The 11,838-nt window shown below is 72.3% G+C and carries 15 protein-coding genes; 7 read left to right on the top strand and 8 right to left on the bottom strand.

Annotated elements, in window-relative coordinates; translation table 11 throughout:
- Window positions 1-123 precede the first annotated feature (123 nt).
- Together AB0H32_RS18470 and AB0H32_RS18465 are read left to right on the top strand one after the other, a co-directional pair.
- A complete protein-coding gene (locus AB0H32_RS18470) occupies window positions 124-549 on the top strand; it encodes a MerR family transcriptional regulator (RefSeq protein ID WP_361121157.1) in 426 nt (141 codons plus the stop codon).
- A complete protein-coding gene (locus tag AB0H32_RS18465; protein WP_361121154.1) occupies window positions 546-989 on the top strand; it encodes a carboxymuconolactone decarboxylase family protein in 444 nt (147 codons plus the stop codon). Before AB0H32_RS18470 ends, AB0H32_RS18465 begins: the two co-directional genes overlap by 4 nt.
- A 78-nt stretch (window positions 990-1,067) precedes the next feature.
- On the opposite strand, the gene AB0H32_RS18460 is transcribed toward AB0H32_RS18465, so the two are convergent.
- Window positions 1,068-1,193, bottom strand: coding sequence for a hypothetical protein (locus AB0H32_RS18460; protein ID WP_361121151.1), 126 nt, complete (start codon window positions 1,191-1,193; stop codon window positions 1,068-1,070).
- Between the two features lie 60 nt (window positions 1,194-1,253).
- On the opposite strand from AB0H32_RS18460, the gene AB0H32_RS18455 reads away from it, so the two are divergent.
- Window positions 1,254-1,697, top strand: coding sequence for a DUF6314 family protein (locus AB0H32_RS18455; RefSeq protein WP_361121148.1), 444 nt, complete (start codon window positions 1,254-1,256; stop codon window positions 1,695-1,697).
- On the opposite strand, the gene AB0H32_RS18450 is transcribed toward AB0H32_RS18455, so the two are convergent.
- From AB0H32_RS18450 to AB0H32_RS18440, 3 genes are all read right to left on the bottom strand, one after another.
- A complete protein-coding gene (locus tag AB0H32_RS18450; RefSeq protein ID WP_361121145.1) occupies window positions 1,679-2,272 on the bottom strand; it encodes a histidine phosphatase family protein in 594 nt (197 codons plus the stop codon). The two genes, AB0H32_RS18455 and AB0H32_RS18450, sit on opposite strands and share 19 nt — an antisense overlap.
- 73 nt (window positions 2,273-2,345) lie before the next feature.
- The gene (locus tag AB0H32_RS18445) at window positions 2,346-2,783 is read right to left on the bottom strand and encodes a GNAT family N-acetyltransferase (protein ID WP_361121142.1); all 438 of its coding nucleotides are present in this window, start codon (window positions 2,781-2,783) and stop codon (window positions 2,346-2,348) included.
- Between the two features lie 208 nt (window positions 2,784-2,991).
- Window positions 2,992-4,428 carry a PLP-dependent aminotransferase family protein gene (locus tag AB0H32_RS18440; RefSeq protein ID WP_361121139.1) on the bottom strand — a complete coding sequence of 479 codons (1,437 nt, stop codon included), beginning with the start codon at window positions 4,426-4,428 and terminating at the stop codon, window positions 2,992-2,994.
- Here AB0H32_RS18440 and AB0H32_RS18435 point away from each other — a divergent pair.
- A complete protein-coding gene (locus AB0H32_RS18435) occupies window positions 4,427-5,338 on the top strand; it encodes a DMT family transporter (RefSeq protein WP_361121136.1) in 912 nt (303 codons plus the stop codon). The two genes, AB0H32_RS18440 and AB0H32_RS18435, sit on opposite strands and share 2 nt — an antisense overlap.
- Window positions 5,339-5,354: 16 nt before the next feature.
- Window positions 5,355-5,552, top strand: coding sequence for a DUF1918 domain-containing protein (locus AB0H32_RS18430; RefSeq protein ID WP_361121133.1), 198 nt, complete (start codon window positions 5,355-5,357; stop codon window positions 5,550-5,552).
- 1 nt (window position 5,553) lies between these two features.
- Here AB0H32_RS18430 and AB0H32_RS18425 read toward each other — a convergent pair whose 3' ends face one another.
- On the bottom strand, window positions 5,554-6,798 hold the full coding sequence (locus tag AB0H32_RS18425; protein WP_361121130.1) for a family 10 glycosylhydrolase: 1,245 nt from the start codon (window positions 6,796-6,798) through the stop codon (window positions 5,554-5,556).
- Between the two features lie 170 nt (window positions 6,799-6,968).
- Between AB0H32_RS18425 and AB0H32_RS18420 the strand changes: the two genes are divergently transcribed.
- A complete protein-coding gene (locus tag AB0H32_RS18420; RefSeq protein WP_361121127.1) occupies window positions 6,969-7,829 on the top strand; it encodes a 3-hydroxybutyryl-CoA dehydrogenase in 861 nt (286 codons plus the stop codon).
- 194 nt (window positions 7,830-8,023) lie between these two features.
- Window positions 8,024-8,281 (top strand): hypothetical protein, encoded by a 258-nt coding sequence (locus AB0H32_RS18415; protein WP_361121124.1) that lies wholly within the window; start codon window positions 8,024-8,026, stop codon window positions 8,279-8,281.
- Here the strand turns inward: AB0H32_RS18415 and AB0H32_RS18410 are convergent.
- The 3 genes from AB0H32_RS18410 to AB0H32_RS18400 all read right to left on the bottom strand — a co-directional run bounded on the left by AB0H32_RS18410 (window position 8,278) and on the right by AB0H32_RS18400 (window position 11,588).
- Entirely contained in the window at window positions 8,278-8,814 is a 537-nt protein-coding gene (locus tag AB0H32_RS18410; protein ID WP_361121121.1) for an NUDIX hydrolase, read from the bottom strand. The two genes, AB0H32_RS18415 and AB0H32_RS18410, sit on opposite strands and share 4 nt — an antisense overlap.
- An 83-nt stretch (window positions 8,815-8,897) precedes the next feature.
- Complete coding sequence (locus AB0H32_RS18405; RefSeq protein WP_361121118.1) at window positions 8,898-10,238, bottom strand: transcriptional regulator; 1,341 nt, start codon at window positions 10,236-10,238, stop codon at window positions 8,898-8,900.
- A gap of 288 nt (window positions 10,239-10,526) precedes the next feature.
- The gene (locus AB0H32_RS18400; RefSeq protein WP_361121115.1) at window positions 10,527-11,588 is read right to left on the bottom strand and encodes a PP2C family protein-serine/threonine phosphatase; all 1,062 of its coding nucleotides are present in this window, start codon (window positions 11,586-11,588) and stop codon (window positions 10,527-10,529) included.
- Between the last annotated feature and the right edge of the window lie 250 nt (window positions 11,589-11,838).

Raw genomic sequence — 11,838 nt, 5'->3', positions numbered from 1 at the left:
GCCGGGAAAACAACGTCTTTCCGAAAGGTGATTTCGAAGTGAATCGCCCTCACGGGCCGCTCCGGAGAGTGATCGCGGACCGGGCTTGACCTGGAGCGCACTCCAGGTTCTAACGTTCTTGTCATGACCAGCGGACAGCCCCTCCCGCAGGACCGGGAACCGTCGTTGACCATCGCCCAGGTGGCCGAGCGCACCGGCCTTACGCACGACACCCTGCGCTACTACGAGAAGGCAGGCCTGATCGAGCGGGTCGGCCGGACCACCGGCAACCAGCGGCGCTATCAGGCGGCCGACCTGGCCTGGCTGGAGTTCCTGCTGCGGCTGCGCGAGACCGGCATGTCGATCGCCGACATGCAGCGCTTCGCGCTGCTGCGGTCCGAGGGGGACGCGACGGTCGCCGACCGGCTGGCGATGCTCCGCGGGCACCGAGCCGAACTGGCCGACCGCATCCGGGCGCTCAGGCGCAACGCGGCCGCGCTGGACGACAAGATCGATCACTATGAACGGCTGCTGGACGAGCGGCAGCCGGGGACGGACGGACCGGCATGAGCGAGAGCACCACCCGTGACGAGCGTTTCACCCACGGCCTGGAGGTTCTGAAGAAGGTCGACGGCGAGGCCGGGCAGCGGGTCGTCGACTCGCTCGCCGACATCAACCCGGAGCTGGGCCACCAGATCGTCGCCTGGGCCTTCGGGGAGATCTACGACCGGCCCGGACTCGCCCCGCGCGACCGCCAGCTGGTCACCCTGGGCATGCTCACCGCGCTCGGCGGCTGCGAGGCCCAGCTGGACGTGCATGTGAACGCGGCCCTCAACGTGGGTCTCACGCCCGAGCAGATCACGGAGGCGCTGCTGCACTCCGCCGTCTACTGCGGCATACCGAAGGCGCTCAACGCCACCTTCGCCGCGAAGAAGGTCTTCGCCGAGCGCGGGTTGCTGCCGCTCGGACAGCAGCCCGCCGAGGAGGAGCCGGCGGCTGCTTCCGCCTGACCCGGGGACTGCGCCGCCCGCCCCGGCGGCTGCCTCCGCCCGGCCCGAGGGCTGCCGCCGCCCTGCTCGCCGCCGCCTTCACCCGGCCCGAGGGCTGCCGCCGCCCGGTCCCGCCGCCTTCAGGGCTGTCTCGGCCCGGCCCGCCGGCTGTCCCGCCTCGGAGGCGGCCTTCGCCCCACCCGGGTCGATCGCTACGGGACTCATCGGCACGGCAGGATAGGAACAGGGGGCAGAGGCGCGTCGACGGACGGACAGGAGTTGATGATGGGCGAGTTCTGGCCCGTGGCCGACGTCCTGACCCACCTGGCCGGATGCTGGCGGGTGGAGCGGACCGTGCGGGACCTGGCGAGCGGTGCCGAAGGGCGCTTCGAGGGGGTCACCGTCTTCAGCCCGCTCGACGGCGGCGGGCTGCTGCACGAGGAGTCGGGGACTTTCACCTGGCAGGGCGTGCCGAGGGAAGCGACGCGGACGCTGCGGTTCCTGCCGGGGAGTGCGCCGGGCACGGCGGACGTACGGTTCGCGGACGGGCGGCCCTTCCACGAGCTGGACCTGACCACGGGGCGGTACATCGCCGATCACCCCTGCTCGGCGGACCTCTACCGGGGCGAGTTCACCGTCACGGACGCCGACCACTGGCGCACGGTGTGGCGGGTGGGCGGACCGGCCAAGGACCTGGTGCTGACCACCGGCTACGCGCGCGTGCGCTGAGTCGACGCGGCGTCGAGGCGGAGGTTCCAGCGGCCCGCCCGGCCCGTCACGGTGGTCGTCGACAGCGGACGGACGTCGATGTTCCAGTAGGTCGCGGGCGGGGCCTTGAGTGCGTACACGAGGGCTGCGCGGATCACGGAGGGCTCGGCGACGGCGACGATCCGGCCGCCGTCCTCCACCGGGCGGGTGTCCAGCCAGCCGCCGACCCGCGATATGAAGGCCAGCAGCGACTCGCCCCCGTGCGGGGTGGAGCGCGGGTCGGCGAGCCAGGCGTCCACCGCGTCCGGCTCGCGGGCCATCGCCTCGCCCAGGGTCAGCCCCTGCCAGCGGCCCATGTCGCAGTCGCGCAGGGCGAGCTGCACCAGCGGGGCGTACCCGAGGGCGTCGCCGGTGGCACGGCTGCGCGGGGTCGGGGAGCAGTAGCGCAGCTCGGCCGCCGCCAGCGGCAGCAGATCCCCGGCGAGGCGCTGCACCTCGTCCCAGCCGGCCTGGTCCAGCGGCCGGTCGTCCTGGAAGCGCTCCGCGAGCAGCGGGGAGCTGCGCGCGGCCGCGACGAACGTGACCCTAAGTGGCATGCGGTGATGGTGTGCCTCAGGTGTGCACAGGTCAAGGGCTGTCGGCTGTGCGCTACCCGGGGTGTGCGAGCGCTTACTCGAAACGGAGGACCATCCACTGGTCGGGACGGTCCAGCGTCCCGAAGCCCAGCTTCTCGTACACGCCGTGCGCGTCCTCGGTGGCCAGCAGGACACGGCGGACGCCGAAGGGCCGCAGGTGGTCGCGGATACGGCCGACGAACGCCGTGCCGACGCCCTTGCCGCGCACCGACGGGTCGACGTACACGTCGGCGAGCCAGGCGAACAGCGCGCCGTCGGTCACCACGCGCGCGTAGGCGACCTGTTCACCCGAGCCGGCGGCGTACACCCCGAAGTTGATCGAGGCCGCCATCGCGCGCTCGTGCTTCTCCCGGGGGCGGTCGATCGCCCAGTACGCGTCGGTCGACAGCCAGCCGTGGACACGGTCCACGTCGACGCGGGCGGTGTCGGCGGAGAACTCGTAGCCGTCGGGGAGATCGGGTGCGTCATTCATGCGGGGATCCTCACAGGACGGCAGGACCGGCGTCGAACGGATTTAGCCGACGGGTCCACCGTCCCGCCCGCCGAGGCCACCGTCCCGTGCGCGCGGGCCACCGTCCCGTACGCCCTCGCCACCGCCCCGCCCGCCGAGGCCACCGCCCCGCCGAACCGCCCTCGCCCGCCCCGCCCCGGAACACGCCCCAGGTGTCCCTGGGTGTGCCCTAGGTGAGCACCTCGTCGCACGCCACCCGCAGCCGCCATACCCCCTCCGCGATCTCCCCCGTCCCCGCCACCGCCGCAAAACTCAGGCGCAGATGGCTCGCCGGGGGCTCGGCGCTGAAGTAGGGGCGGCCCGGCGTGACGGCCACCCCCGCGCGCAGGGCCGCGGCGGTCAGGGACGACTCGTCGGTGCCGTCGGGGAGGCGGAGCCAGAGGTGGTAACCGCCGGACGGGATGTGCGGCAGGGCGAGTTCGGGAAGACGGCGGGCGAGTGCGGCCGTCATCGCGTCGCGGCGGGTCTTCAGCTCGGCCGACAGCGCCCGCAGATGGCGGGGCCAGGCCGGTGAGCCGACTAGTTCCAGGGCGGCCTCCTGCAGCGGCCGGGGCACGAAGAAACTGTCCACGACCTGGATGGCGCGCAGGCGTTCCAGCACGGGTCCGCGCGCGGCCAGCGCGCTCACCCGGAAGCTGGGCGAGGTCGCCTTGGTCAGCGAGCCGACGTGGACGACGACACCGTCGGGGTCGTCGGCGGCCAGCGTGCGGGGCAGCGGACCCGAGTCGGCGTGCACGAGACGTCGTACGTAGTCGTCCTCGATGACGAACGCTCCCGCGGCGCGGGCGATGCGCAGCACCTCGGCGCGGCGTTCCGGGGCGAGGACCGCGCCGGTCGGGTTCTGGAACAGGGGCTGGCAGACGAACACGCGGGCGCCGGTGGCCCTGAAGGCGTCGGCGAGCAGGTCGGTCCGTACGCCGTCGGGGTCGACCGGCACCGGGACCGGGCGCAGGCCGGCCGAGCGCGCCAGGGCCAGCATGCCCGGGTAGGTGGGCGACTCCACGAGGACCTGGGCACCGGGCGGGGCGAGCGCCCTGAGAGCCGTGGCCAGCGCGGACTGCCCGCCGGCGGCGATGAGCACCTCGGCGGCCGTGACGGCGCCGCCGATGCCGCGCGCGAACCATTCCCGCAGCTCCGGCAGGCCTTCCAGCGGGGGCCTGCCCCAGGCTCCGGGCCGTCGTCCGGCCCGGGCGAGGGCCGCGGCCATCGCCCGCTCGGGCTGGACGGAGGGGTGGGGGTAACCGCCGTTGAACTCCAGCACGCCCGGGGGCGGTGCGGCGAGGCAGACCGTGACGCCGGAGGCGTCCACCGTGCGCGGTACGAGGTCGGCGGCGCCCTCGGCGCTCAGCGCGACCTCCTGCCAGGAGGTGTCCCCGGCGGGCTCGGCGGCGGCCCGCGGCCGCGCACGGAAGGCGCCGGCGCCGGGCCGGGTGACCACCAGCCCCTCGGCGGCCAGCTGGGCCAGGGCCCGCGAGACGGTCACCGGACTGACCCGGAACCGCTCGACCAACGCTCTGCTCGATGGGAGCTTTCCACCTGGAGAGTAGCGGTCGAGCTCCCGTCGTAGCTGTTCTGCCAGTTCACCGACACTGCTACGCTCGGACATGAGAGTACAGAGTAGCGCTACTACCCCGTCGGCGATAGCGGTCACCGCTCCTCGCGAGCGCCGGTCCTTCGGCACGGGGCTGGCCGCCCTCGGCGTGATCGCCTTCTCCCTCACCTTCCCGTCCACCGCGTGGGGCCTGGAGAGCTTCGGCCCCTGGTCCCTGGTGGCCGTGCGCAGCGTCCTCGCGGCGCTCGTCGCGGGCAGCTGCCTTCTGGTGCTGAGGGTGCCGCTGCCCGAGCGGCGGCACCTGCCGGGTCTCGCGGTCGTCGCCGCCGGCGTGGTGCTCGGCTTCCCGCTGCTGACGACGCTCGCCCTGCAGACCTCGACCACCTCGCACGCCGCCGTCGTGGTGGGCCTGCTCCCGCTGACCACCGCCGCCTGCTCGGCGCTGCGCATGGGCCACCGGCCCTCGCGTCGGTTCTGGCTGGCGGCGCTCGCCGGTGCGGCGGCCGTGATCGCCTTCACGGTGGGCCAGAGCGGCGGCGCGCTCACCGCCGCCGACGGATATCTGTTCGCCGCGCTGCTGGTGTGCGCGGCCGGCTACACCGAGGGCGGCAGGCTCGCCCGGGTCATGCCCGGCTGGCAGGTCATCGCCTGGGCGCTGGTGCTGTGTCTGCCGCTGAGCGTGCCGGCCGCCGCGCTGGCGCTGTCGTCCGAGCCGGTGCAGCCGACCTGGCACGGCCTGACGGGTCTGGTGTGGGTCTCGGTGGTCTCGCAGTTCCTCGGGCTGGTCGTCTGGTACCGCGGGATGGCGGCGATCGGGATTCCGAAGGCCAGCCAGTTGCAGTTGGCCCAGCCGCTGCTCACACTGGTGTGGTCGGCACTGCTGCTGGGCGAGCACCTCACGGCGGCCGCTCCGCTGACCGCCGTCGCCGTGCTCGTCTGCATCGCCGTCACCCAACGGTCGTGACCGTGAGGAGGGCCTGATGCGCGCAACCGTGGGCGACCAGCTTGTCCAGCACGGCAGGGTGGTCGGCGAACACGACCACATCTCCGAGGTCGTGGAAGTGCTGGGTTCCGAGGGCAATCCTCCGTACCGCGTCCGCTTCCAGGACGGGCACGAGGCGATCATGTCCCCCGGCCCCGACTGCCAGGTCAAGCACAAGGAAAAGAACCAGCACTAGATCAGCGCGGTGGCTTCGCCGGCTGCCCGTAGTGGTCGGCGACCACCCGTGCCATCGCCCCGATCGGATCCGCCGCCACCTCCTTGGCGGCGAAGAACACGTGCCCGCGCACCTGCGGGTACCGGGCGGCGAACGTGAGGTGCCGGGACAGCTCGACCGGGTCCCGCCACGCCTCGGGCTGTCCGGCGGCCCCCGCCCTGTAGAGCGCCTCACCGATGTACAGCTGCGTCCCGGTGCCCTCCGCCGCCTTCGCCCACCAGTCGACCAGTGTCGTGTAGTCGGCGGCGGCGAAGCCGATGTGCCAGTACAGCTGCGGGACGATGTAGTCGATCCACCGGTTGCGGACCCAGGTGCGCGTGTCCGCGTGCAGGTCGTCGTACGTCTGGACGCCCGCCTGTGTGTCCGAACCGAGCGGGTCGGTCGTGGCGTTGCGCCACACGCCGAAGGGGCTGACCCCGAACCGGGTGCCGGGACGCACCCGCCTGATGCCCGCCGCCATCTCCTTCACGAGCGTGTCGATGTTGTCGCGGCGCCAGGCGGCCCGGCCGGGGAAGTCGCCGCCGTAGCGGTCGTAGGCGGCGTCGTCGTCGAAGGTCTGGCCCGCGACCGGGTACGGGTAGAAGTAGTCGTCGAAGTGGACGGCGTCGACCGGGTACCGGGCGACCGCGTCGAGCATGGCCTGCTGCACGAAGGCGCGGACCTCGGGCAGGCCCGGGTTGTAGTAGAGCTTCCCGCCGTACGGCACCACCCAGTCCGGGTGCCTGCGCGCCGGGTGCGAGGCGGTCAGCCGGCCCGGATCGGTGTGGTTGGCGATGCGGTACGGGTTGCACCAGGCGTGCAGGTGCAGGCCCCGGGCGTGGGCCTCCTGCACGGCGGTGCCCAGCGGGTCCCAGCCCGGGTCCTGGCCCTGGGTGCCGGTGAGGTACTCGGACCAGGGCTCGTACGGCGAGGGCCACAGGGCGTCCGCGGTCGGCCGCACCTGGAGCACCACGGTGTTGAGCCGGTCACGGACCGCCCTGTCGAGGTGCGCCGTCAGCTCCGCGCGCTGCACGGCCGCCGTGAGGCCCGCCCGCGAGGGCCAGTCGCGGTTGGACACGGTCGCCAGCCACACTCCCCGCATCTCGGAGCTCGCGTCCGGCTCGTGAGCGTCCGGGTCGGGCCGGCCCGGCGTCGCCGCGGCGCCGTGGGCCAGGGTCAGTGTCGACAGCGCCGCCAGCGCGAACGCACGTCGCGACATACGCCCCATGTGCACACCCCCATACGCTCCGGATCCGCTGCGTCACGGATCGTTCCGCGCCCCAGGATGCACCCACCCGGGCGATCGATCATCGATACTTGGCGGTAACGTGCACGATCGGAGCAGGCACCGAACCCGGAGTCCTGCCGGAGCCGGAGAACACCAGCGAAGGGAACGATGTGACCGACATCGAGCGCGTCGGAGTCGTGGGCTGCGGCCAGATGGGCGCCGGCATCGCCGAGGTGTGCGCCCGCGCGGGACTGGACGTGAAGGTCGCCGAGACCACCGGCGAGGCCCTGGAGATCGGCCGTACCCGGCTGCTCAACTCCGTGACCAAGGCGGCCGAGCGCGGCAAGATCAGCGAGGAGGAGCGGGACGCCACGCTGGCGCGGCTGAGCTTCACCACCGATCTCGGCGAGTTCGCCGACCGCGATCTGGTGATCGAGGCGGTCGTGGAGAGCGAGCAGGTCAAGACGGAGATCTTCCAGGTGCTCGACCAGGTGGTGACCCGTGCGGACGCGATCCTGGCCTCCAACACCTCCTCCATCCCGCTGGTGAAGCTGGCGGTCGCCACCTCCCGCCCCGACCACGTGGTCGGCATCCACTTCTTCAACCCGGCCCCGGTGCAGCGGCTGGTCGAGCTGATCCCGGCGCTCACCACCTCCGAGGGCACCCTCGGCCGTGCCCAGCTGTTCGCCGAGAAGCTGCTCGGCAAGCACGCCATCCGCGCCCAGGACCGCTCCGGGTTCGTCGTGAACGCGCTGCTGGTGCCCTACCTGCTGTCCGCGATCCGGATGTTCGAGTCGGGCATCGCGAGCCGCGAGGACATCGACAACGGCATGGAGATGGGCTGCGCCCACCCGATGGGCCCGCTCAAGCTGTCCGACCTGATCGGCCTGGACACCATCGTCTCCATCGCCAACTCCATGTACGCCGAGTACAAGGAGCCGCTGTACGCCGCTCCCCCGCTGCTCCAGCGCATGGTCGAGGCGGGTCGGCTCGGCCGGAAGTCCGGCTCGGGCTTCTACACCTACGGCTGACTACGAAGAGCGACGCCCCGCGGGCCCGGCACCGAACTCGGTGCCGGGCCCATCTGTTTCACACACCGTGTGCGCGCCGGGCACGCATATGCCCTTCGCACACTCTCCCCACACGCCCACCAGGCGAGTTCACTCTTCATGCGCATGCAAGGGATGCGGAACAACCACGTCCGACTACGGAAAGGAGTGGACTCGTGACCGCCGACCCGGAGCATCCCGTGGTCCATGGAGAACTCGCAGAGTTACGTCGCCGCCTCGACGTGGCGTACGCCCAGGTCGAGGGAGGACTCGCCCTGCTCAGTCACCGCGCCAAGGAGACCGCCAAGGAGGTGGACGAGCTGCACACCCGCTTGAGCTCGCTGGAACACGCACGCTGGCCACTGCCCTCGGTCGCCGCGCTCACGGCTCTGGGAGCGCTCGCCGTGACGGTCTGGCAGGCGCTGGGCCACTAGGCATCGGCGAGCCTGAGATGGTGCAGCAGGAGTAACGCGGCCGCCATGTTGGCGGCCGGGACCTCCCCTCGGGCGATCAGGTCGGGGACGACTTTGAGGGGGACCCATTCGCGGCGGTCCGACTCGAAGTCGTCCACGGGGTGTCCGATGTACTCGGCCCGGTCGGACCAGTAGATGTGGTGCCGGGCGTCCGTGAGGCCGTTGGACGGCTCCACGCTCATCAGGTGGTGCAGGGGTCCCGGCCGCCAGCCGGTCTCCTCCTCCAGTTCTCTGGCGGCCGCACTTGCGATGTCCTCGCCGTCCTCGACCACACCCGCGGCCAGTTCCCAGCCCCAGCTGTCGGTGATGAACCGGTGGCGCCACAGGAGCAGGACTTCGTTGGCCTCGTTGACCACCGTGGCGACGGCGACCGGCCGCAGCCGGATCAGGAAGTGGTCGAGGTGCCGGCCGTCCGGCAGCTCGACATCTGCGAGATTGACGCTGAACCAGCGGTTTTCATACACAGTTTGTTCGTTCCGTTTCGTCCACTGCACGGTTCTGCCACCTTCCGACGAGTAAGTGGCAATATCGCAGCAGGGACTTCTCCAGGCCTACAGCGCAGACCTCAGCCCGGGGGCTACAGCGGTACGCGCAGTGCGCCGTCGATGAGTTCGGCCGCTTCGGCCGTTCCGGCCGAGCCGCAGCGCACCAGATGCTCGCGCACCGCGCGGAGTCTGTCGCGCAGCCGCTGGGACTCCATCCCGCGGGCCTGCTCCGCCATCTGCACGGCGACGGCCACCGCGTTGTCGGCGTTGCCCTGCCGCAGCTCGATCGTGCTGAGCATGGCGAGCCGGTGCACCCGTCCCCGGTCGTGGGCGGGGTTGTCGACCGCGGCCGCCGCGTGCTCCCGGGCGGCGGCGAGTTCACCGAGGCTGAGCAGCGCCTCGGCCACCTGGACGTTGACGAGGCCCGGCTGGACGTAGCCGGTCTCGTCGGGCTCGTACCCGCGCCGGATGCGGTCGGCGGCCGTCTCGGCCCGGCGGATGCAGGACAGCGCGCTGCTGCTGTCGCCGAGGTGGGCGTACGCCTTGGCCTGCATCGCGTACAGGTCGGAGGCGAGGGCCGGGGTGATGTGCTTGCCGGCGGCGCGCAGCGCGGCCTCGGCGAAGGCCACGGCCTGGCGGTACTCCTTCATGAACAGCGCCTGGTTGACGAGCAGCGCGATGACGTAGGCGCCAAGTCCCCGGTCACCGCTGGCCTTTGCCAGCCTGAGGGCCTGGTGGAAGTAGCGCTGCGCGAGGCCGTGCGCGTCGGAGTCGTACGCGCAGATGCCCGCGATGGCCACCAACCCGCCCGTGGCCCGGTGCAGTTGGCGGCCGGTCGCGTCGGTGTAGCTGCCGCGCAGCAACGGCGCCGCCTCGGTGTTGAGGAAGCCGACGATCCGGGTGCGGGTCGCGATGCCGCCGGCCTTGCGGTACATCTGCTCGTAGTGGGTGCGGGCGGCGCGCAGCATCTGGATGTCGGCCGTGGTGACCCGGTGCCGGCCGCCCCGGGAGACGTCCTGGTCCTCGGGCGGGTTCTCCCACTCCCACACCGGCATCACGGCGGGGGTGCCGGTGACCGCGGGAGCGCCGAGCACATGCGGCCGCTGCTGTTCGTCGGAGCGCCACAGCGCGGTGGCCCGCTCCACGAAGCCGGAGAGCGAGCCGGCGTGCGGGGTGCTGGGCTCGCCCGGCACCCCGAGGCCGATGTCGTCCAGGGTGACGGGCCGGTGCAGCCGTCCCGCGAGCACCTCGCAGATCAGGTCGGGCACCTGGCCGCGTGGCCGCTGGCCCTTCAGCCACCGCGCCACGGCGGTGTGTTCGTAACGGAGCGTCAGGCCCCGTTTCCGTCCGGCCTGGTTGACGTGGGCGGCGAGACCGGCGTGCGAGATCCCCGCCTCGTCCAGGATCGCGTCGAGCAGAGTGTTGGGCTGCATGGGATTGCCCCCCGAGTCGCCTGGTGCCGTCAGCGTAGTGCGTCCGCTTTCACACGGGGTGTGAACGGAGTGCGCGAATCCGCAGCGTGTGCACACTGTTGCGGAGAGTGTTCTGCCGGTTCACTGAAAGTCCTCGCAAGAGGCTGGCCAAGCCGCCGGCTCCCCCTCAGAAAGCGGTGGCTTGGCCAGACGCGTCCGCAGAGGTGCGGCGGCCGACGGTGCGGTGCCGGGCCAGCGGTGCCTTGCCGGACCAGCGGTGCGGTGCCGCACCAGCGGTGCGGTGCCGGACTAGCGGTGCGTGGTCGGTTGCGGGTCGGTGGGGGCTTGTCGCGCAGTCCCCCGCACCCCCGGTATGCCGACGTTCCTGCGATCGTTGCGCAGGACCAGTACGGCGACATCGTCCGTGGGCTTGCCGGCCGTGTGCTGCAGCAGAGCTCCGAAGACCGTGCGCAGCACCGTCTGGGCCGAGACCGGATGATCGTGTACGGCCTCACGCAGCACGGTCGGCAGGGAGAGGAAGCGGCCCCGGGCGTCCCGGGCGTCCTCCGCCCCGTCCGTGAAGAGGACCAGGGACTCGCCGGGGAGGAGGCGGCCGCACGGGCGGGCCTCCAGCTCCGCCGGCAGGGGGAAGGGACCCAGGGGCGGGAGCGGCTCGGCCCGGGTGAGCGGCTCCACGCGGGTGCCGCTGAGCAGATACGGCCAGGGGTGACCGCAGTTGAGGGCGCGTAGCTCGCCCTCTTCGCCGATGTCCAGGAGCAGGAGGGTGACGAACTCCTCGGCGACCGGGTTGTCGGGGTCCGGGGCGCCGTTCGCGGGGTGTTCGGCACGGGACCGCTCGCGCAGGTGCCGGGCCAGGGCACGCTCCAGTCTCCGCAGGACCGAGCCGAGTTCGGGCTCGTCGTGCGCCGCCTCGCGGAAGCTGCCGAGCACGGCGGCGACGGTGCCGAGGACGCCGAGGCCGTGGCCGCGTACGTCCCCCATCACCACCCGGACCCCGTGTTCGGTGGCGACCGCCTCGTACAGGTCGCCGCCGATCGTCGCACCGCGGTCGGCGGACAGCTGGGCCGCGGCGAGATTCAGACCGCCGAGGCGGGCCGGCACAGGCCGCAGGACCACGCTCTGGGCGACGCCGGCGACCCGGCGGGCCTGGCGCAACTCGCGCAGCAGGGCACGACGGACATACACGATCAGTCCGGTGCCGACGGCGAAGAACACGGCGCTGGTGACGATGCGTGCACCGAGCCCGTCCTGCTGCGGGCAGCCGAATCTGTAGGCGACCGCCACGGCTCCCCAGAGCGTGGCCAGTACGGCTCCCCGCGCGGCGGGTGCCCGCGCCTTGATGCGGATCATGCCTCTGGTCCCCCAAATGGGCCCTGACAGAGCAGACGGACCGACCCCGAAAGGCCGGTCCGATTCTGTCCAGAGGCACGGCCCAGAAGGGTCGGATCCCTCCCGATTCCCACCCGAACGAGTGAGAACACCCAGGCCAGCCTGCATTTATGCAGCTGACGGCAGGTCTACGCGCCCCTGAGGGGCGCGGGGCTGTGTTTCCTGTGCGGCTCCGCCGCGTGGGCGCGGGGCGCCCCGCCGGGCCCCCACC

The sequence above is a fragment of the Streptomyces sp. NPDC020362 genome, from assembly GCF_040642095.1.
Classification (GTDB): domain Bacteria; phylum Actinomycetota; class Actinomycetes; order Streptomycetales; family Streptomycetaceae; genus Streptomyces.
The sequence above is the reverse complement of the archived record's forward strand: the minus strand, read 5'-3'. Positions and strand labels throughout refer to the sequence as shown.

Coding starts and splice junctions, on each gene's coding strand:
- AB0H32_RS18450 (WP_361121145.1), bottom strand. CDS start 2,272: ATGCCACTTAGGGTCACGTTCGTCGCGGCCGCGCGCAGCTCCCCGCTG.
- AB0H32_RS18430 (WP_361121133.1), top strand. CDS start 5,355: ATGCGCGCAACCGTGGGCGACCAGCTTGTCCAGCACGGCAGGGTGGTC.
- AB0H32_RS18455 (WP_361121148.1), top strand. CDS start 1,254: ATGGGCGAGTTCTGGCCCGTGGCCGACGTCCTGACCCACCTGGCCGGA.
- AB0H32_RS18470 (WP_361121157.1), top strand. CDS start 124: ATGACCAGCGGACAGCCCCTCCCGCAGGACCGGGAACCGTCGTTGACC.
- AB0H32_RS18440 (WP_361121139.1), bottom strand. CDS start 4,428: ATGTCCGAGCGTAGCAGTGTCGGTGAACTGGCAGAACAGCTACGACGG.
- AB0H32_RS18465 (WP_361121154.1), top strand. CDS start 546: ATGAGCGAGAGCACCACCCGTGACGAGCGTTTCACCCACGGCCTGGAG.
- AB0H32_RS18435 (WP_361121136.1), top strand. CDS start 4,427: ATGAGAGTACAGAGTAGCGCTACTACCCCGTCGGCGATAGCGGTCACC.
- AB0H32_RS18405 (WP_361121118.1), bottom strand. CDS start 10,238: ATGCAGCCCAACACTCTGCTCGACGCGATCCTGGACGAGGCGGGGATC.
- AB0H32_RS18460 (WP_361121151.1), bottom strand. CDS start 1,193: ATGAGTCCCGTAGCGATCGACCCGGGTGGGGCGAAGGCCGCCTCCGAG.
- AB0H32_RS18445 (WP_361121142.1), bottom strand. CDS start 2,783: ATGAATGACGCACCCGATCTCCCCGACGGCTACGAGTTCTCCGCCGAC.
- AB0H32_RS18425 (WP_361121130.1), bottom strand. CDS start 6,798: ATGGGGCGTATGTCGCGACGTGCGTTCGCGCTGGCGGCGCTGTCGACA.
- AB0H32_RS18400 (WP_361121115.1), bottom strand. CDS start 11,588: ATGATCCGCATCAAGGCGCGGGCACCCGCCGCGCGGGGAGCCGTACTG.